The sequence below is a fragment of the Phenylobacterium aquaticum genome (assembly GCF_022695515.1).
GTDB lineage: Bacteria > Pseudomonadota > Alphaproteobacteria > Caulobacterales > Caulobacteraceae > Phenylobacterium > Phenylobacterium aquaticum.
The window spans coordinates 112,043-130,998 of record NZ_JALDPT010000004.1; the positions used below are offsets into that span (position 1 = coordinate 112,043).

The following is an 18,956-nucleotide window of genomic DNA, read 5'->3' on the forward strand; positions in this document are numbered from 1 at the left end:
CTCCGGCGATGGGGGAGGTCGCCTTTTGACTCAGGTCGGCTCGGCCAAGTTGCTCCCCCCTTGGGGGAGCTGCCACCCGAAGGGGTGGCTGAGGGGGACCTTGATGGTCTTGCTTGCGGGTTTGAGGCTCAGCTGAGGGAGTCAAAGTCCCCCTCTGGCGCTTCGCGCCAGCTCCCCCAGAGGGGGAGCAACTGAGTGCGCGGAAGCTCGGCTTGGGTCCCCGCCTTCGCGGGGATGAGCGGGGTGGGGGTCAGCCGCCGAGATAGCGGTCGAACCAGTTGATGACGCGGGCGTCGAGGTCGTGGTTGTGGGCGGGGGTGCGGATGCCGTGGCCTTCGCCCTCATAGATCACCAGCGAGGTGGGCACGCCCATGGCCTTGAGGCCGTGCCAGAATTCCAGGGACTGGGCCGGCGGACACTCCACGTCGCGCTCGCCGACATACATGAAGGTCGGCGTGGCGGCGTCACGGATGGCGCGGATCGGCGACAGCCGGTCATAGACGGCCGGGTTGTCATAGGCCGTGCCGCCGAAATAGGGGACCATCCACTGGTCGATGCCGTTCTGGCCGTAATAGCTGATCCAGTTGGCGATGCCGGCCCCGGCGACGGCGGCCTTGAACCGCTTGGAATGGGTCACGGTCCACATGGTCATGTAGCCGCCGTAGGAGTGGCCATAGACCCCCAGGCGCTTGTCATCGACCGGGGCGATCTTCTCCACCGCATCCACGCCGGCCAGGATGTCGCGCAGGTCGCCGCCGCCGAAGTCCTGGACATTGGCGCGGCTGAAGGCCTGGCCCTGGCCGTGGGAGCGCGCGGATTGGGCATGAACACGTAATAGCCGTGGGCCAGCAGCTCATAGGTCGGGCCCTTCCACAGGAAGGTCGGCTGGGCGGCCGCGGCCGGGCCGCCGTGGATCTGCACCACCATGGGATAGGTCTTGCCGGGCTGGACGCCGAGCGGCGCCAGCAGCCAGCCCTGGACGTCGAAGCCTTCGTTCTTCCAGGCCACCGAGCGGGCGAGGCCGGCGGCGGTGAGCGCGTCATTGTCGTGGGTGACGGGCGTCAGGGCGGTGATCGGACCGGCCTCGATGCGCGGAGCGGCGGCGAAGTCCTGGACGACGGCGGCGGCGCGGCGGCCGTCGGCGCTGATCGAGACCCGGCCGTCGCCGGCCGCGAAGCTGGCCGGGCGGCCCCAGACGGGCGCGAGGCGCCAGGACTTGGCGTCGATCGCGAAGAGGGTGCTGGCCTCGCCGACCAGGGCCACGCCCTTGAGGCCCGCCCGGGTCCAGGACAGCGAGGCGAAGCTGCCCTTGAAACCCGGGGTGCGATTGACCGGCGCGCCCCCGTCGAAGGGGGCGGTGTAGAGGTCGCCGCCGACCGGCCCGAAGTCGCTCATCAGCCCGCCGATGAAGGCCACGGTCTTGCCGTCGGGCGAGACGCGGGGGGCGTTGATCTGGGTCTTGGGCGCGGCGATCTCGCGCAAGGCCCCGGTGGCCAAGTCTATGGCGTCGAGTTTGGCGATCCACCAGTTGTTGTCGCCGTCGCCCTGGGCGGCGGTGGCGACGAAGCCCTTGCCGTCGGGGGTCCAGTCATATTCGTAGACGAAGGTGTCGTCGGGCGAGACCATGCGCACCTCGCCGCCGGCGGCGGGCAGGACGGCGATGCGCCGCTCGTCCGGCTTGGCGTCGATGTCGCCCACCCGCGCCGCGCCGGCCTGGGTGGCGCCGCTTTCCTTGTGGGCGTCGGCCGTGGCCAGCACCGCCAGGGTCGTCCCGTCCGGCGACCAGCGGGGCGTGGCCAGCAGGCCCTTGAAATTGGCCGCGACCTTGAGGCCGCTGGTCCCCAGCACCAGCAGGGCGGCCTGGCCGGCCTTGCGGTTCGAGGCCACGAAGGCCAGCGCCTTGCCGTCCGGCGACCAGGCCGGTCCCGAATAGTCGCAGGCCAGGCAGGGGTCGAGGTCGCCGAGGACCGACCCGTCGGCGCCGCGGATCACCAGGTGGGTGTGGGGTTTCTCCAGCACGTCGGCGAGTTCGAAGGCCTCGACGGCGGCGATCCGGTCGCCGGCCGGCGCCAGGGCCAGGCCGTCATACTGATGCACCCCGTGCGGCGCGGCGGCGACGGCCGCGGCGGCCAGGGCGGCGGTGAACAGACCCGACATGCGATCCCCCCAGAGACTTTGACCGACTCACTAGCGGAATTCGTCCGATGTCACACCGGGGTCGCGCCAGACATGAAGAAGCCCGCCGGGGCTGCGGCGGGCTTCTGGTCCGGGCCGTGGGAGGCGACCCTATCTGCGCGACCGCGGGGGCAGGGGCGGTCGGGCCGATCTCGGATTTAGCGGGCAGCCATCTGGGAGGGCGTGATGGCGGCGGCCTTGGCCTGGGCTTCGGCGCGCACCGCGTTGACGCAGCTGTCGTCGGTGAAGCGGCCGGCGCGGACTTCGCGGCACATCTGCACGGCGACCTTGTCGACCCGCTGGGCGAAGGCCTTCTGGCCGGCCGCCGTGTTGAGGTTCAGGTCGGCGACCTTGACGGCGGCGGGGGCGGCGTGGGCGCCGGTGGCGATGGCCAGGGCGGGCAGGGTGGCCAGGGCGAGCGAGGCGGCGGCGGCGATGGAAGTGGTCTTGAACATGGTGTGGTCCCTCTGAGCTGAATTTTGTGTGGCCGTTTCTGTGCGGCCGATGACTGTGGTCTACAGAGGTGAAGTTCAGAAGTCTTGTTAAGTCGGCGTAATGACGAAGATGTAAGAGAATTACAGAATGTACATGTGACATTGAATATTTACATTACTTACACGGACGTAATGATTGTTAAGGGCGGCCGGTGCGCGCCCTTCTCCCCTTGCGGGAGAAGGAACGCTTGCCGGGCCTCTTCCGCCGCGCCCCGACAGCGGCCACACTCGGCGGCCATGAACATCCTCCTGATCACCCTCGACCAGTTCCGCGGCGACTGCCTGTCGGCGGCGGGCCATCCGATCGCGCGGACGCCGCACCTGGACCGGCTGGCGGCGGAGGGGGTGCGGTTCGCGCGGCACTACAGCCAGGCGGCGCCCTGCAGCCCCGGGCGGGCCAGCCTCTATACCGGGACCTATCAGCTCAATCATCGGGTGGTGGCCAATGGCACGCCGCTCGACCGGCGGCTGGACAATGTGGCCTGGGCGGCGCGGCGGGCGGGCTATGTCCCGACCCTGTTCGGCTATACCGACCAGGCGGTCGATCCGCGCGAGATCACCGGGCCGGACGATCCGCGGCTGAAGAGCTGGGAGGGGATCCTGCCGGGCTTCGAGGTGGGGCTGAACTTCGCCACCCATGATCCGAGCGTCTGGGTGCGCTGGCTGCGCGAGCGCGGCCACGAGGTTCCCGACGACTATGAGGGCGCGGTCGGCGGCGAGCCGGGGCGGCCGGCCGAGCACAGCCTGTCGGCCTATCACACCGATGTGCTGATCGACTGGATCGACGGCCAGGAAGGGCCCTGGTTCGCCCACCTGTCGCAGCTGCGCCCGCATCCGCCCTATGCGGCGGCCGGCGACTATGCGGGGCTGTATGACCCGGCCGCGATGCCGGCGCCGATCGCGATGTCGGACCAGCGGCACAGGCTGCATGACGCCCTGCTGCGCTCGGCCATGGCCGCGCCGACCGATGCGGCCGAGATGGCCCATGTGCAGGCCCAGTACTTCGCCATGATCGCCGAGGTCGACCATCAGCTCGGCCGGCTGTGGGCGGCGCTGGAGGCGCGCGGCCAGTGGGAGGACACGCTCATCCTGGTCACCGCCGACCACGGGGAGCAGCTGGGCGACCACGGCCTGATCCAGAAGGGCGGGTTCTTCGAGGCGAGCTATCACGTGCTGGGCATCGTCCGTGATCCGCGCCGGCCGCAGGGCCATGGGACGGTGGTCGAGCGCTTCACCGAGAATGTCGATGTGCTGCCGACGCTCTGCGAGGCCATGGGGCTGCCCGTGCCGGCCCAGTGCGACGGCCTGCCCCTGACCCCGTTCCTGGAGGGGGCCGAGCCGCCCTGGTGGCGGGAGGCGGCCCATTGGGAGTTCGATTGGCGCGGCGCCGTCATTCCGCGCGGACCGCACGCCTGGCCCTGGGACCGGCGGCTGGAGCGACAGAACCTGGCGGTGCTGCGCTCGGAGACCGCGGCCTATGTGCAGTTCGGCGACGGCGGGTCGCTCTGCTTCGACCTCGTGGCCGACCCGACCTGGCGGACGCAGACCGACGACCCGGCCGTGCGGCTCGCCCATGCCCAGGCCATGCTGGCCTGGCGCGCTCAGCACGCCGACCGGACGCTGACGGGGCTCTTGATCGAGAACGGCGGGGTGGGGCGCTGGCCGGAGACGCTATAGGGGGGCGGCCATCAGAGCGCGGCGGGCGCAATCGGCGAGCACGCTCTGCTGGTCGCGCGGGTCGGCGTCGTCACGACCGGAAAGCCAAGCGCGGCAAAGGATCTGGGCTGGTCCGATGATCTGAGCCATGAACACCATCGGTGAGAGGTCGCGCAGGTGGCCGGATGCGATCAACGGGTCGCGCCAGGCCCCGATCGCCTCGCCATAGCGCCTGTTCTCCGCCTGCTGGCGCGCCCGGATATGCACCATCCATTCGGCCCGCGAGCGCTCGAACATGAAGCGGGCCTGGGCGCGGGCCCCGGTCACCCAGGTCAGATGGGCCGAGACCAGGGCTTCGATTCCGTCCGCCGCCCCCAGGCCCGGGGTCAGGGGGCTCAACATGGCCGCGTGATAGGCCTCCAGGGCGGTCATGAACAACTCCGCCGCCAGGGCGTCCTTTGACGCGAAGGCGTGGAAGAAGCTGCCATTCGACACCCCGGCCGCCCGGCAGATCGCCGCCACGGTCGCCGCGTCGAAGCCGACCTGGTCCATGGTCGCGAACCCCGCCCGTAGCAGATCGTCCCTTGCGCTCATGATCTTCCTGATTAGAGTAACACTCTAGAGCAATGCTCTAAGGCGGTCTTCCGTCGCATGGGAAGGGGATTCGGCATGATCATCGACGCCTGGGCGCAACATCCGACCTTGCGCCACAGTCAGGATCCGGTGTTCGCGTCGCTGCGTCGATGGAACAAGGCCGAGGCCCCAAGCACCGCCCTGCCCCTGTCCGTGACCCTGGCGGCGATGGACCGCGGCGGCGTCGACAAGGCCCTGATCTGCGCCTGGTACGCGCCCCGCAATGTGATGATCTCGAACGACGAGGTCGCCGCATTCGTGGCCCAGGCGCCCGACAGGCTGGTCGGCGTCGGCTCGGCTGACATCACGCGCCCCATGGAGGCGGTTCAAGAAATCCGCCGGTGTGTCGAGGTGCTGGGGTTCAAGGCCATTCGCATCCTGCCCTGGCTTTGGGAGACGCCCCCGACGGATCGGCGCTTCTATCCGGCCTATGCCGCCTGTTGCGAGGTGGGTGCGCCCTTCTGCACCCAGATCGGTCACACCGGGCCCCTGGCGCCGTCGGAAGTCGGGCGGCCGATCTATCTGGATCAGGTGGCGCTGGATTTCCCGGAGCTCAAGATTGTCGGCGGCCATATAGGCTATCCCTGGACCGACGAGGCCGTCGCCGTGGCGACGAAGCACGAGAATGTCTTCATCGACACCTCCGCCTACACCGCCAGGCGCTATCCCCCCGCCTTGGTCGACTACATGCGCGGGCATGGCCGGGCCAAGGTGATGTTCGGGACCAACTATCCGATGATCACGCCGGACCGGGCGCTGGAGGGATTGGATGATCTGGGGTTGAGCCCGGAGGCGCGGGCGGCGTTCCTGGGTGGGACCGCCCGCCAGGTGTTCGCCCTCTAGGCGCCGGAAACCCCCAGTTTCCCTCGCGTCGCGCGCGCGCCGCGTTGCCTGGACGGGCGGGACTCTCTAGCCTAGCGGGGCCTGTAAAAGGGCCAAGATCTGGGAGAGAACGACGATGCAAGGCAGGATGCAGGACTGGCCGCTGACGGTCGACCGGATCCTCGATCACGCCAAGTCCTGGCACGGGGCGCGCGAGATCGTGACCCGGTCCGTCGAGGGGCCGATCACCCGCACCACCTATGGCGACGTGCATGGCCGCGCCAAGCGGGTGTCCAATGTGCTGAAGCATCTGGGCGTCCAGACCGGCGACCGGGTCGCGACGCTCGCCTGGAACACCGCGCGCCATATCGAGGCCTGGTACGGGATCATGGGGATCGGGGCGGTGTGCCACACCCTCAATCCGCGCCTGTTCTCCGAGCAGCTGGTCTACATCATCAACCACGCCGAAGACCGGATCATCTTCACCGACCTGACCTTCCTGCCGATCCTGGCCCAGATCCGCGACCAGATCCCGACGGTGAAGCAGATCATCGTGCTGACCGACGCCGACCACATGACGGCCGAGCTGCCCGGCGCCCTCTGCTACGAGACCCTGATCGGCGAGGCCTCGGCCGACTGCGCCTGGGGCGGCTTTGACGAGAATTCGCCGGCCGGCCTCTGCTACACCTCCGGCACGACGGGCAATCCCAAGGGCGTGCTCTATTCGCACCGCTCGAACTTCCTCCATACGCTCGTGACCATGGGCGCCGACGTGCTCGGCATCGGGGCGACGGACACCGTGCTGCCGGTGGTGCCGATGTTCCACGCCAACGCCTGGGGCGTCGCCTTCTCGGCGCCGGCCGTGGGCGCCAAGCTGGTCATGCCCGGCCCGAAGCTGGACGGCGCCTCGATCCACGAACTGCTGGAGACCGAGCAGGTCACCTTCTCGGCCGCCGTGCCGACCGTGTGGCAGATGCTGCTGCAGCACCTGGAGGCCACCAACGGCAAGCTGACCAGCCTGAAGCGGGTGGTGATCGGCGGCTCGGCGGTGCCCGAGGCGATCGTCCGCCGCTTCCGCGACGACTATGGCGTCGACGTGACCCACGCCTGGGGCATGACCGAGACCTCGCCGCTGGGCACCCAGGCCACGCCCAATGCGGCCATCGCCGCCATGGACGCCGAGGACCAGCTGCGCTTCAAGCTGAAGCAGGGCCGCCCGCCGCTCGGCATCGACCTGAAGCTGGTCGACGACAGCGGCAAGGTGCTGCCGCACGACGGCGCGACCTTCGGCAAGCTGATGGTCAAGGGCCCGTTCGTGGTCGGCGAATATTTCCGCGGCGACGGCGGCCAGATCCTGGACGGCGAGGGCTATTTCGACACCGGCGACGTGGCGACCCTCGACCAGCACGGCTTCATGCAGATCACCGACCGCTCCAAGGACGTGATCAAGTCCGGCGGGGAGTGGATCAGCTCGATCGAGATCGAGAACATCGCCGCCGGCCACCCCAAGGCCGAACTGGCCGCCGTGATCGGCGTGGCCCACCCCAAGTGGGACGAGCGGCCGCTGCTGCTGGTCAAGCTGAAGGCCGGCCAGACGGCGACCAAGGAAGAGTTCCTCCAGTTCCTGGAAGGCAAGATCGCCAAGTGGTGGATGCCCGACGACGTGGTCTTCGTCGACGACATCCCGCTGGGCGCGACCGGCAAGATCGACAAGAAGCTGATCCGTCAGCGGATGGCCGACTATGTGCTGCCGACCGCCGCCGTCGCGGCGGCCGCGGCCACGGTGGCCCTGGCCGCCCCGCCCGAGCCGAAGATCTACGCCCCCGAGCCCGAGGCGCATCCCGCGCCCGAAGCGCCGCACGCCCATGAGCCGGCGCCGCCATGCACGTGGTCGAGCCCTCCGCCCCCGAGCCCGCGCCGGCCCCGGTCGCGGAGGCGCGCCCCGAGCCGCCGCCCGTCGCGCATCATGAGCCGCCGCCCGCCGACCACACCGCCTGGTCGCCCCAGGCGCGGCCGGTGCAGGCCGAACCGGTCCGTGGGCTGACGGTCATCGAACCGACCTTCACCGAGACCAAGTTCCCCGGCGCCGGCGCTGCGGAGGCCGCGGCGGAAGCCGGCCGCCCTTTTCCCGCTGAGCCGCGGGCTGAGGCCCCGGCTGACCCCCTGCCGGCCCCCGAGGCCGACGTGTTCGGCGACACGCCCCTGAGCCTGGGCTTCACCCCGGTTGGGACCAAGGCGCGCAAGAAGGCCGCCCGCAAGGCCAAGTCGGGCAAGGCCGGGTCCGGCGGTCTGTCGGGCGGCTATCTGGACTTCGCCCTGCTGCTGGCGCTCGCGCCGGCGGTCATGGTCGGGGCGGCCATGCTCGGCACCCGCTTCGGCCTGATGGACTGGAAGACGGGCCTGGGCCTGATCACGCTCGAATGGGCGCCGAAGATCGCCCTGCTCAGCGTGGCCACCGGCCTGGTCGGGGTGATCATCGCCCTGTTCGCCGGCTTCGGCCGGCTGGGGCTGAAGGCCTTCCTGGTGCTGGGGCTCAGCCTGGCGACCATGGGCGGCTATGTCTGGGCGCGCCAGGCCCAGATCACCAACCCGCCGGTCAATGACGTGTCCACCGACTGGACCCGGCCGCTGACCTTCTCGCAGCGGATCATGAGCCAGCGGGGCGCCGATTCCGTGCCGGTGGAGTTCGATCCCGTCGTCCCGCTGGGCGCCGAGTTCTATGCCGGCCGCCGGGTCGCCGAGGTCAACGCCGAGACCTGCGCGGTGGCCCGCCCGCTGATCCTGACCGCCGACACCGCGGCCGCCTACGCCCGCGCCAAGGCCGCGGTCGAGCAGGCGGGCCTGGCCCTCGTCACCGACGATCCGCGCCAGGGGCGGCTGGAGGCCACGGCCCGCAGCCTGCTGTTCGGCCTGCGCAGCGACGTGGTGGTCCGCATCCTGCCCGACCCGCGGGGCGCGCGGATCGACATGCGCGCCGTGGACCGGGCGCCGACCCCGGACCTGGGCGCCAACTGCACCCGGATCGGCCGGCTGATGGGGTTCATGCGCAGCTGAGGCGCATTTGATTTCGGGCAAGCTTGGCCGTTTTGATCTCGGTCAAAGCGCGCCCGGCCAGCCGCGGCATTCTCCTTTCAAAGAGGAGATCGCCAATGCCCCACCTGCCCACCCTGGTCCAAGAGATTTATCTCTACGGCGTGATCGGAGGCTTCAGCCTCCTGGCGGTGGTGCTGTTCGGCACGGCCATCTGGTCGAACGGCAAGTCCTGATCTCCGCAGAGTAGAACTGTCTTCGCCTTTTGGCGTCCTCCTGGGCGGAGATGGTTCGGCGCGGCGGGTCGGAATCGCCAAACGATTTCGGCCCGCCGATCGTCCATGAACCCCGGTCGCTTCCCCGCGGCCGGGGTTTTTGCTGTTTCGGGCCTGATGCGACATCCCGCCACACCCACAGCAATGTTCCGTTAACCGAGAGGCAAGCGCCAGCGAGTACCGCAACAAGTAGTCGGTTCTTCGCACTACGGCGAAGACCTGAAGGCGACGTCGCGGGAGACGGAAATGCGGTTCGGTGACCTGAAAATCCCAACAAAGCTGATGGCGGTGTTCGCGGTGATGCTGGCGACCATCGCCTGCATGGGCGCCACGCTCTTCGCCAACAACCTCACCTTCCACCACTCCGTCGACCGCATGAACCAGTCCTATGCGGCGGTGGAGGCGGCCAATGCGGCGGCCTTCCGACTGACCCGCCAGGAGAACTCGCTGCGCGGCTTCCTGCTGTCGGGCGACGACTATTACGTGAAGCGGCTGGAGGAGGCCCACAAGCCCAAGTTCCTGGCCGCGCTCGAGACCCTGCACGGCCTGGCCGGTTCGGACTCCGCCGCCCAGGACCGGGTCAAGGCGATCGAGACCGCCTACGCCGCCTACCGCGCCGCGGCGATCGAGCCCGGCGAGCAGCTGGGCGTCGACCCGGCCACCCGGCCCCAGGCCGTCGAGCTGGTTCGCCACGACGGCGTGGCCGACAAGGCGGTCGAGCCGGTGGAGGACGCCATCCAGGCGGTCGTCGACACCGCCAAGACCAGCTGGAGGTGGAATCCAAGGCCCAGGCCAAGGCGCTGCGGGAATCGGGCCTGGCCCTGCTGATCGGCATCACCCTGACCGGCGCCATCGCCGTCGGCGGCGGCCTGATCCTGTCGGGCGCCATCGCCGCCCCGGTGACCGCCATGACGGCGGTGATGCGCCGGCTGGCGGCCGGCGACAAGCACATCGACGTCCCCGGCGTCGGCCGCAAGGACGAGGTGGGCCTGATGGCCGCCGCCCTTCTGTCCTTCAAGGAGGCGGCCATCGCCAATGAGCGCCTGGAGCACGAGGCCGAGGCGGCCCGCGGCGAGAGCGAACAGGCCCGCGCCGCCAACGAGGCCGAGCGCCGCAAGGTGCAGGCCGAGCAGGAGGAAGTGGTCGACGCGCTGGCCACCGGCCTGGCCCGGCTGTCGGAGGGCGACCTGGGCGCCCGCATCGATTCGAACTTCTCCGGCCGCTACATGAAGCTGAAGGACGACTTCAACGCCGCCGTCTCGACGCTTGAGGCGGCCATGACCGCCATCGCGACGGCGACGGGCGGGGTCAATGCCGGCACCGACGAGATCGCCCAGGCCTCCGACGACCTGTCGCGGCGCACCGAGCAGCAGGCCGCCAGCCTGGAGGAGACCGCCGCCGCCCTGGACGAGATCACCGCCACGGTGCGCCAGACCGCCAGCGGGGCCAAGGAGGCCTCCGGCGTGGTGGCCACGGCGCGGTCGGACGCGGCCCGCTCCGGCGAGGTGGTCAAGCAGGCCGTCGCCGCCATGACCGAGATCGAGAGCTCGTCGGGCCAGATCGCCCAGATCATCGGCGTCATCGACGAGATCGCCTTCCAGACCAACCTGCTGGCCCTGAACGCCGGGGTCGAGGCGGCACGGGCGGGCGAGGCCGGCAAGGGCTTCGCGGTCGTCGCCTCCGAGGTGCGGGCGCTGGCCCAGCGCTCGGCCGACGCGGCCCGCGAGATCAAGGCCCTGATCTCGGCCTCCACCACCCAGGTCAGCTCGGGCGTGCAGCTGGTCGGCCAGACCGGCGAGGCCCTGCAGCGCATCGTCGACCAGGTCGCCCTGATCGACAGCCTGGTGAACACCATCGCCGGCGCGGCGGGCGAGCAGGCCACGGGCCTCACCGAGGTCAACGCCGCCGTGAACCAGATGGACCAGGTGGTCCAGCAGAACGCGGCCATGGTGGAGGAGGCGACCGCCGCCACCCACGGCCTGAAGAAGGAAGCCAGCGTCCTGTCCGGCTATGTCGGCCGCTTCCGCTTCAGCGGCGGCGCCCCGCCGGTCCGCGCCACCCAGGCGATCCGGCCGCGGATGGCCGCCAGCGGCGGCCGCAGCGCCCCGGTCGCGGCCTCGGGCGGCGGCGACGGCTGGGAAGAGTTCTAGGCGGGCCGAGCCGCTTCGCGGTCGTGATGGGCGACGATCGCCCGGGCGACCTCGACCATGACCTGCTCCCGGGTCTCGATGGAGGTCCGGGTCTGGGCGATCATCACCGCCACCGCATAGGCGTGACCGTCCGGGGCGGTGATCACCCCCACGTCATTGAAGCCGGTGGCCACGGGCCCCAGCACCTGGCCGGTGCCGGTCTTGTGGGCGAGCGTCCAGCCCGGCGGCAGGCCGGCCTTCAGCCGGCTGGGGCCGGTCTCGGCCTCGACCATCAGCTGCAGCAGGAGCTGGGTCGATTGCGGACCCAGCAGGCGTCCGGCGTGCAGCCGGTCCAGGGCGTTGACCATGCCGTTCGGTGAGGCGGCGTCCGGCGGATGGGCGAGATACTCGTCCAGCGACACCCGGCGGAACTCCAGGGGCAGCTTGTCGCGATCGTCCCAGAAGCTGTGGGCGAAGGAATATTCGCGACGCCATTCCAGGCCGGCGGTCTCGGTCTGCATGTCCCGCTCGCTGGGGCTGGCGGTGATGCCGGCGAGCTGGCGGGCGTTGACCGCCGCCTGAACCACGGCGCGCCCGCCGACGGCGTTCAGCAGCACGTCATTGGCGGTGTTGTCGCTCTGGCTGATCGCCCCGGACAGCAGCTGGCGGATCGTGGCGGCATAGGCGCCGGCGCCCACCACCCGGGCCCGGATCGGCTGGTGGAAGACGCTGAGATCGTCGGGGCGGATGGTGACGGTGTCCTGCAGCGCCAGCCGGCCCCGGTCCACGGCGTCGAGCACGGCGAGCGCCACCCACAGCTTGCTGACGCTCTGCTGGGGATAGGGGGCGTCCCCGTCGAAATTGGTCGTCCAGCCTTCCTTCAGATCGCGCACGGCGATGCCGACGCGGCCGTCGAAGCCCTCGCCCAGCTCGGTGATCCTGGCGGTGAGATCCGGCGCTGCCAGGGTGGCGGCGGCCTGGCGGACCACGCGGCCGTCGACCTTCTGCTCTGGCTCGGTCTTGGCGACGGGGATCAGCAGGACCAGGGACAAGAGGCCGCCGGCCACCGCGACGCGGGTCAGGAGCCTGGCCAGGGGCATGGGGCGCAGCGTGCGTCGCATCGACAAGATCTGCTCCCTCCCTGTCCCGTCCGGCGTCCGATGCCGGCACCATAGAGGCGGCGGGGGGCGAGCGCCAACCGGCTCGCCCGAGGCGCGCGCCGGCGCCCTCATTCCAGGCGCCGCGGACCCCGGGCCGGCGCCGACCCCAGGGTGGGCGCCTGGGCGCCGCTCATCGACCCAGATTGAGGCGCGCCGCGATTGCGCGGCCGCCCTGCCTGTGGCGAGTCGCGGTCCGTCAAGCGTTAACGAGATATGTACGGGGAAGTGACATGTCGGATGTCGTGGCGTTCCCACGCCGGACCCGCCGCAGGAAGCCGACCATCGCCGAGGCGCTGGTCTTCGAGATCGCCCGCTCGCTCCAGGCCTATGGCGGCCAGGCGCACCGGGACATGGTGATCGGCGACATCGCCCGCCGCGCCGGCTTCGACCACCGCAATCCGCCTCACGACCTGCGCGAGGACCTGATCAGCGCCTTCGACCAGGGCCTCGCCCAGGGCGGCCTGGGCCACACGCATCTGTTCGTCCTGCCCTTCGGCCCCGGCTCCCACCGCTGGCGGCTCGCCGACGAGGCGGCCGCGGCCAATCTCGAGGACCCCCGGTTCGGCGATACGGGCTGAAGGGGGGCGAACCTCAGCCGAGAGAGCCAAAGTCCCCCTCAGGCGCTTCGCGCCAGCTCCCCCAGCGGGGGAGCAACTTGGCGATCGTGACAGGCGTGGCCGCGGCGTGAACCGCTGGCGGCCCCGGCCCTCAGACCAGGGCGCCGTGGCAGTGCTTGAACTTCTTGCCTGAGCCGCAGGGGCAGGCGGCGTTGCGGCCGGTGTCTTCCCAGCCATGCGGCAGGGCCGAGATCGGCAGGGCCTGGCGCTGTTCCGGCGACAGGCCGTCGGGCAGCTGGCCCATCTGGGCGGCGTTCTCGCCGCTCAGCGGGTCCATGTGGACCTCGGTGAAGCGGGTCTGGGGCGCGGGCTCCGGCTGCTGGAACTCGAACTCCACCGTCATCAGCCAGCGGGTCACGTTCTGGCGCAGGTCGACCAGCAGCTTCTCGAACAGTGAGAAGGCCTCGGTCTTGTACTCGTTCAGCGGATCGCGCTGGCCGTAGCCGCGCAGGCCGATGACGTTGCGCAGGTGGTCCAGATGCATGAGGTGCTCGCGCCACTGCATGTCGACCATCTGCAGCAGGAAGCTCTTCTCGATATTGCGCATCTGATCGGGGCTGATCAGCTGCTCGCGCTCGGCGGCGCGGGCGTCGGCCGCCGCCTGGATGCGCGCCTGGATCTCTTCGTTGGCGATGCCTTCCTCGGCCGCCCAGGCGGCGATCGGCAGCTCCAGGCCCAGCATCTCGCGGACATGGTGCTCGAGGCCCGCGACGTCCCACTGCTCGGCATAGGCCTTGGGCGGCAGGTGGCGGGTGACCAGGTCCTCGATGGTGTCCTGGCGCATCTCGTTGATGACGTCGGACAGGTCGGCGGCGGTCATGAACTCGGCGCGCTGCTCGAACACGGCCTTGCGCTGGTCGTTGACGACGTCGTCGTACTTCAGGAGGTTCTTGCGGATTTCGTAGTTGCGCTGTTCGACGCGCTTCTGGGCCGTGGCGATCGCGCCGTTCAGCCACTTGTGGGTGATGGCCTCACCCTCCTGGACGCCGAAGGTGCGCATGATCGAGTCCAGGCGCTCGCCGGCGAAGATGCGCAGAAGGTCGTCCTCGCAGGACAGGAAGAACTTCGAGTGGCCGGGGTCGCCCTGACGGCCGGTCCGGCCGCGCAGCTGGTTGTCGATCCGGCGGCTTTCATGGCGCTCGGTGCCCAGGACGAACAGACCGCCGGCCGCCATGGCCTGGTCCTTCAGTTCCTTGATCTCGGCCTCGATGATCGCCTTCTGCTCAAGCGCCTGTTCGGGCGTGACCTCGATGCCCAGGCCGCGCTGCTCGTCGCGCCACTTGGCCAGCTTCATGTCGACATTGCCGCCGAGCTGGATGTCGGTGCCGCGGCCGGCCATGTTGGTGGCGATGGTCACCGCGCCGGGGACGCCCGCGTCGGCGACGATGAAGGCTTCCTGCTCGTGATAGCGGGCGTTCAGCACGTTGTGCGGAATGCCGTTGTACTTCTTGCCGTCGACCTCGAACTTGTGGCCGTTCAGCAGGGTCGAGAGCGTCTCGGACTTCTCGATCGACACCGTGCCGACCAGCACCGGCTGGCCGCGCCGGAAGCATTCCTCGATCTGCTTGAGGATGGCCTGGTTCTTCTCGGCCTCGGTCCGATAGACCTCGTCGTCGTCGTCGATCCGGGCGACCGGGCGGTTGGTCGGGATCTCGGAGACATCCATCTTGTAGATGTCGGCGAATTCCTGCGCCTCGGTGGCCGCCGTGCCGGTCATGCCCGACAGCTTCTCGTAGAGGCGGAAATAGTTCTGGATGGTGACCGAGGCGAGCGTCTGGTTCTCGGGCTGGATGTGGGCGCCTTCCTTGGCCTCGATGGCCTGGTGCAGGCCCTCGGACAGGCGGCGGCCGTGCATCATGCGGCCGGTGAACTCGTCGATCAGGATCACCTCGCCGGCGCGGACGATATAGTCCTTGTCGCGGGTGTAGAGGACGTTGGCGCGCAGCGCCTGGTTCACATGGTGCACCACCGAGACATTGGCGGCGTCGTAGAGCCCGGCGGAATCCTCGGCCAGGTGGCCGGCTTCCATCAGGATCTCCTCGATCTTCTCCGAGCCTTCTTCGGTCAGGATCACCTGCCGCTGCTTCTCGTCGTGGTCGAAGGTGGTCGGATCCTTGATGAGCTCCTTCACCAGGAGATCGATGGTCTTGTAGAACTCCGAGCGGTCCTCGGTCGGGCCCGAGATGATCAGAGGCGTGCGCGCCTCGTCGATCAGGATCGAGTCCACCTCGTCGACGATGACGAAGTGGTGGCCGCGCTGGACCATCTCCTCGACGTCATAGACCAGGTTGTCGCGCAGATAGTCGAAGCCGAACTCGTTGTTCGTCCCGTAGGTGATGTCCGACTGATAGGCCTGCTTGCGCTGGGTCTGGGACAGGCCGTGGACGATGGTGCCAACCGTCAGGCCCAGGAACTGGTAGACTTGGCCCATCCACTCGCCGTCGCGCTGGGCGAGGTAGTCGTTGACCGTGATGACGTGGACGCCCTTGCCGGTGAGCGCGTTCAGATAGGTGGGCGCGGTGGCGACGAGGGTCTTGCCTTCACCGGTGCGCATCTCGGCGATGCCGCCCTGGTGCAGCATCATGCCGCCGACCAGCTGGACGTCGTAATGGCGTTGGCCGAGCACCCGGCGCGAGGCCTCGCGCACCACGGCGAAGGCTTCCTCCAGGATCTGGTCGAGGGTCTGGCCACTGGCCAGCCGGTCCTTGAACTCCTGGGTCTTGGCCCGCAGGGCCTCGTCCGACAGGGCCTGGATCTGAGGCTCGAAGCCGTTGATCTTCGCGACCCGCGCCGCGAGGGCCTTGACCTTGCGGTCGTTGGAAGAGCCGAAGAACCGTTGGAAGATGCTCAAGGGAATGGGTCCGGAGTGATGCGGGGCGAGGGGCGGGGCGGGTCTAAGCCCCTTGGCCTGCCCGGAATTTCCGCTCTTTTCAGGGCGCGCGAGACTTAAGCAGCGGCCCGTCCAGTGTCAACGCAAGTGGCGCGGCGATGGGGCGGCCGCAAGAGGAGTGAGGACGTTATGAATAGGCCCTGGGGCGGATTTCTGTGGGGTGCGGCGACCGCGGCGCACCAGGTCGAGGGCGGCAATGTCAGCTCCGACATCTGGCTGCTCGAGAATCTGCCCGACCGCAGCGGCGGCTTCCGCGAGCCTTCCGGGGACGCGGTCGACCACTATCACCGCTATGCCCAGGATCTCGACCTCCTGGCCGGGCTGGGCCTCAACGCCTACCGGTTCTCGGTGGAATGGGCGCGGATCGAGCCGGAGGCGGGGCGGATCTCGCAGGCCGCCCTGGACCACTACGCCCGGATGGCCGACGCCTGCCTGGCGCGGGGACTGACCCCGCTGGTCACCCTGCACCACTTCACCTCGCCGCTGTGGCTGGCCCAGCGGGGCGGGTGGGACAATCCCGAGGCCGCCGACCGTTTCGCCGACCATTGCGCCCGCGTCGCCGCCCATCTCGCCGACCGGATCGGCGCCTGGGTGACGTTCAACGAGATCAATCTCGCCAGCCTGGCCTTCGAGCTGGCGCCTGAACGGCGGGCCCGGCGGCTGGAGAAGCTGCGGGCCGCGGCCGCCGCCCGGATCGAGGCGTCGAGGTTCTCGACTTTCCTGACCCATGGCGGCGAGGCGCCGGCGGTGCTGACCCGCGCCCACGCCCTGGCGGCCCAGGCAGTTCGCGCCGCATCGGACGCGCCGGTCGGCCTGACCCTGGCCCTGCCGGTCCTGCAGGCCGAGCCGGGCGGGGAGGGGCCCCGCGACCGGGTCCGGGCCGAGACGCAGGATCGCTGGCTCGACATCACCTCCGGCGACGATTTTGTCGGCGTCCAGACCTATACCCGCGAGCTGTTCGGGCCGCAGGGCCGGCTGCCGCCGCCGGACGGCGAGGCGCTCACCCTGACCGGCTGGGAGGTCTATCCCCAGGCGCTCGGCCGCTCGGTCGCCTATGCGGCGCAGCGGACCGGCAAGCCGATCCTGGTCACCGAGAACGGCATCGCCACCGCCCACGATCCCCAGCGACGGGACTATACCCAGGCCGCCCTGGAGGGCCTGGCGGCGGCGCGGGCGGGGGGCGCCGAGGTGTGGGGCTATGTCCACTGGTCGGCGCTGGACAATTTCGAGTGGATGCACGGCTACGGCCCGACCTTCGGCCTGATCGGCGTTGATCGGGCGACCTTCGCGCGGCAGGTCCGCGACAGCGCCCGGTGGCTGGGCGACTTCGCCCAGGCCCACCCGGACGGGCCCTGATCAGGCGGCGCCCAGCTCCACGTCGCTGCGGTCGGGGTCGAGCAGGGCGGCCAGGGTCTCGATCAGGCGCATGGGCTGGATCGGCTTGGCCAGGTGGGTGGTGGCGCCGCTGGCCAGGGATTCGGCCACGTGGTGGGTCATGGCGTTGGCGGAGACCACGACGATGGGGATCGGCGCCAGATCCTCGCGGCGCTCGCGCTCGCGGATGGCGCGGGTGGCGGTGAGCCCGTCCATCACCGGCATCTGCAGGTCCATCAGCACCGCGTCGAAGCGATCGGGGGCGAAGGCGTCGAGGGCCTCCTGGCCGTTCTCGGCGAAGACGGTCTGGGCCTGGATCAGCTCCAGGATCATGCCGACGATCTTGCGGTTGTTGGGGTTGTCCTCGACCACCAGGATCCGGGGCGCGTCCGCCAAGGGATCGACGGTCGCCTCGGCCGCCAGGACCTGCGCCGCCTCGGCCCGGGCCGCGCGGAAGGTGAAGACGAACTCCGCCCCCTGATCCGGCGCGCCGGTGCAGGTGATGTCACCGCCCATCAGCCGGGCGAGCGCCCGCGAGATGGCCAGGCCCAGGCCCGCGCCGGCGAAGGACTTGGTGATGGAATCGTCGCCCTGCTCGAAGCGCGAGAACAGCCGCTCGGCCACCGCCTCGCTGAAGCCGTGGCCGGTGTCGCGCACCACGATGGTGATCTCGCCGTCGGCGTCCAGGTCGCGGGCGGAGACGGTCATGACGACCTCGCCGCGATCGGTGAACTTCACGGCGTTGCCCAGCAGATTGGCCACGACCTGTCGCACCCGCAGGTCGTCGCCCAGGAAGCTCCCCTGGGCGGAGGGATCGATCTCGGCCCGGAAGGCCACGCCCTTGGCGTCGGCCTTGGCGGCGAAGAGGTCGGTGACGGCCGCGAGCGCGGCGTCCAGGGCGAAGGGCGCGTGCTCGATGTCCAGCCGGCCGGCCTCGATGCGGGCGAAGTCCAGCACGTCGCCGAGCAGCCGCTCCAGCATCTTGCCGGACTCGACGATGAGGGCCGACATCTCGGCCTGCTGGGGATCGAGCGCCGTGCGCGCCAGGAGTTCGGCGACGGTGGTCACCCCGTTCAGCGGGGTGCGGATCTCGTGGCTCATATTGGCCAGGAAGCGGGACTTGGCCTCATTGGCCTGTACGGCGATCTGGCGCTCGGTCTCCAGGCGGCGGCGCTGGCCGGCGGCCAGGGTCTGGGAGATCAGGAGGCCGAGGCGCGAGACGAGATTGGCCTCGTGGGCCGAATAGACCCCGTGCTCGGCGTGGGTGAGGATCAGGAGGCCGTGGCCGCCCTCGGCCCGGATCGGCGCATAGACCCCGCCGCCGGGCGGGGGGACGAAGGCCGCGCCGCAGGCCCATTCCGGCGGCTTGGAATTGTCCGGCACCACGGTCGCCCGGCCGTTGGCGACGCGGCTGAAGAAGCCGCCGGTCGGCCAGACCTCGCCCAGGGCCTCGGGCGCGGTCGAGGCCCGGCAGACGAAGCCGTCGGGGCCTGGGGTGAGCACCAGGGCGTGCTGGAAATCGACCGCCTCGCGCAGCAGGCCGAAGGCGCGGGTGAACAGCTGGGCGGGATCGTCATTGTCGGGCAGGGCGGCCAGGCCGGACAGGACCAGGTCCTGTTCCCTCAGCCGCCGGGTGAGGGCGGCCTCGATCTGCTTGGCCGAGGCGAGCGCTTCGCGCAGCTGCTCGATGTCTTCCATGGG

At 70.0% G+C, this 18,956-nt stretch carries 15 protein-coding genes; 8 read left to right on the top strand and 7 right to left on the bottom strand.

Features of this window, described 5'->3' with window-relative positions; genetic code table 11:
* Positions 1–250: 250 nt before the first annotated feature.
* The 3 genes from MQH10_RS04665 to MQH10_RS04675 form a co-directional block, all read right to left on the bottom strand.
* Entirely contained in the window at positions 251–748 is a 498-nt protein-coding gene (locus tag MQH10_RS04665) for an alpha/beta hydrolase family protein (RefSeq protein ID WP_242562972.1), read from the bottom strand.
* A complete protein-coding gene (locus MQH10_RS04670; protein WP_242562904.1) occupies positions 649–2,157 on the bottom strand; it encodes an alpha/beta hydrolase in 1,509 nt (502 codons plus the stop codon). The genes MQH10_RS04665 and MQH10_RS04670 overlap by 100 nt, the downstream gene beginning before the upstream one ends.
* Before the next feature lie 176 nt (positions 2,158–2,333).
* On the bottom strand, positions 2,334–2,630 hold the full coding sequence (locus MQH10_RS04675; protein ID WP_242562905.1) for a UrcA family protein: 297 nt from the start codon (positions 2,628–2,630) through the stop codon (positions 2,334–2,336).
* A gap of 276 nt (positions 2,631–2,906) precedes the next feature.
* On the opposite strand from MQH10_RS04675, the gene MQH10_RS04680 reads away from it, so the two are divergent.
* The gene (locus MQH10_RS04680; RefSeq protein WP_242562906.1) at positions 2,907–4,346 is read left to right on the top strand and encodes a sulfatase-like hydrolase/transferase; all 1,440 of its coding nucleotides are present in this window, start codon (positions 2,907–2,909) and stop codon (positions 4,344–4,346) included.
* Here MQH10_RS04680 and MQH10_RS04685 read toward each other — a convergent pair.
* Positions 4,341–4,919, bottom strand: coding sequence for a TetR/AcrR family transcriptional regulator (locus MQH10_RS04685; RefSeq protein WP_242562907.1), 579 nt, complete (start codon positions 4,917–4,919; stop codon positions 4,341–4,343). The genes MQH10_RS04680 and MQH10_RS04685 overlap by 6 nt on opposite strands.
* Positions 4,920–4,994: 75 nt before the next feature.
* On the opposite strand from MQH10_RS04685, the gene MQH10_RS04690 reads away from it, so the two are divergent.
* From MQH10_RS04690 to MQH10_RS04705, 5 genes are all read left to right on the top strand, one after another.
* Positions 4,995–5,801, top strand: coding sequence for an amidohydrolase family protein (locus tag MQH10_RS04690; RefSeq protein WP_242562908.1), 807 nt, complete (start codon positions 4,995–4,997; stop codon positions 5,799–5,801).
* Between the two features lie 115 nt (positions 5,802–5,916).
* Positions 5,917–7,824, top strand: a complete 1,908-nt coding sequence (locus tag MQH10_RS04695; RefSeq protein ID WP_272886722.1) for a long-chain-fatty-acid--CoA ligase — start codon at positions 5,917–5,919, stop codon at positions 7,822–7,824.
* Positions 7,797–8,834: a DUF1499 domain-containing protein gene (locus MQH10_RS26685; protein ID WP_242562909.1), complete on the top strand. Its 1,038-nt coding sequence runs from the start codon at positions 7,797–7,799 to the stop codon at positions 8,832–8,834. The genes MQH10_RS04695 and MQH10_RS26685 overlap by 28 nt, the downstream gene beginning before the upstream one ends.
* 497 nt (positions 8,835–9,331) lie before the next feature.
* Complete coding sequence (locus MQH10_RS26690) at positions 9,332–9,913, top strand: CHASE3 domain-containing protein (RefSeq protein WP_336605042.1); 582 nt, start codon at positions 9,332–9,334, stop codon at positions 9,911–9,913.
* A complete protein-coding gene (locus tag MQH10_RS04705) occupies positions 9,859–11,235 on the top strand; it encodes a methyl-accepting chemotaxis protein (RefSeq protein WP_336605043.1) in 1,377 nt (458 codons plus the stop codon). Before MQH10_RS26690 ends, MQH10_RS04705 begins: the two co-directional genes overlap by 55 nt.
* Here the strand turns inward: MQH10_RS04705 and bla are convergent.
* Positions 11,232–12,335: a class A beta-lactamase gene (gene bla, locus MQH10_RS04710; protein WP_242562910.1), complete on the bottom strand. Its 1,104-nt coding sequence runs from the start codon at positions 12,333–12,335 to the stop codon at positions 11,232–11,234. The genes MQH10_RS04705 and bla overlap by 4 nt on opposite strands.
* A 269-nt stretch (positions 12,336–12,604) precedes the next feature.
* Between bla and MQH10_RS04715 the strand changes: the two genes are divergently transcribed.
* The gene (locus tag MQH10_RS04715) at positions 12,605–12,952 is read left to right on the top strand and encodes a hypothetical protein (RefSeq protein WP_242562911.1); all 348 of its coding nucleotides are present in this window, start codon (positions 12,605–12,607) and stop codon (positions 12,950–12,952) included.
* 130 nt (positions 12,953–13,082) lie between these two features.
* Here the strand turns inward: MQH10_RS04715 and secA are convergent, their stop codons facing one another.
* Complete coding sequence (gene secA, locus MQH10_RS04720) at positions 13,083–15,842, bottom strand: preprotein translocase subunit SecA (protein WP_242562912.1); 2,760 nt, start codon at positions 15,840–15,842, stop codon at positions 13,083–13,085.
* A 168-nt stretch (positions 15,843–16,010) separates the two neighbouring features.
* On the opposite strand from secA, the gene MQH10_RS04725 reads away from it, so the two are divergent.
* Positions 16,011–17,237 carry a glycoside hydrolase family 1 protein gene (locus MQH10_RS04725; RefSeq protein WP_242562913.1) on the top strand — a complete coding sequence of 409 codons (1,227 nt, stop codon included), beginning with the start codon at positions 16,011–16,013 and terminating at the stop codon, positions 17,235–17,237.
* Here MQH10_RS04725 and MQH10_RS04730 read toward each other — a convergent pair whose 3' ends face one another.
* Complete coding sequence (locus MQH10_RS04730) at positions 17,238–18,953, bottom strand: ATP-binding protein (RefSeq protein WP_242562914.1); 1,716 nt, start codon at positions 18,951–18,953, stop codon at positions 17,238–17,240.
* Positions 18,954–18,956: the final 3 nt, after the last annotated feature.

Bases quoted from the DNA above. Each gene is read 5' to 3' on its own strand.
- MQH10_RS04685 (WP_242562907.1), bottom strand. From the start codon at position 4,919: ATGAGCGCAAGGGACGATCTGCTACGGGCGGGGTTCGCGACCATGGAC.
- bla (WP_242562910.1), bottom strand. From the start codon at position 12,335: ATGCGACGCACGCTGCGCCCCATGCCCCTGGCCAGGCTCCTGACCCGC.
- MQH10_RS04695 (WP_272886722.1), top strand. From the start codon at position 5,917: ATGCAAGGCAGGATGCAGGACTGGCCGCTGACGGTCGACCGGATCCTC.
- MQH10_RS04715 (WP_242562911.1), top strand. From the start codon at position 12,605: ATGTCGGATGTCGTGGCGTTCCCACGCCGGACCCGCCGCAGGAAGCCG.
- MQH10_RS04725 (WP_242562913.1), top strand. From the start codon at position 16,011: ATGAATAGGCCCTGGGGCGGATTTCTGTGGGGTGCGGCGACCGCGGCG.
- MQH10_RS04680 (WP_242562906.1), top strand. From the start codon at position 2,907: ATGAACATCCTCCTGATCACCCTCGACCAGTTCCGCGGCGACTGCCTG.
- MQH10_RS04670 (WP_242562904.1), bottom strand. From the start codon at position 2,157: ATGTCGGGTCTGTTCACCGCCGCCCTGGCCGCCGCGGCCGTCGCCGCC.
- MQH10_RS04675 (WP_242562905.1), bottom strand. From the start codon at position 2,630: ATGTTCAAGACCACTTCCATCGCCGCCGCCGCCTCGCTCGCCCTGGCC.
- MQH10_RS26690 (WP_336605042.1), top strand. From the start codon at position 9,332: ATGCGGTTCGGTGACCTGAAAATCCCAACAAAGCTGATGGCGGTGTTC.
- MQH10_RS04730 (WP_242562914.1), bottom strand. From the start codon at position 18,953: ATGGAAGACATCGAGCAGCTGCGCGAAGCGCTCGCCTCGGCCAAGCAG.
- MQH10_RS04690 (WP_242562908.1), top strand. From the start codon at position 4,995: ATGATCATCGACGCCTGGGCGCAACATCCGACCTTGCGCCACAGTCAG.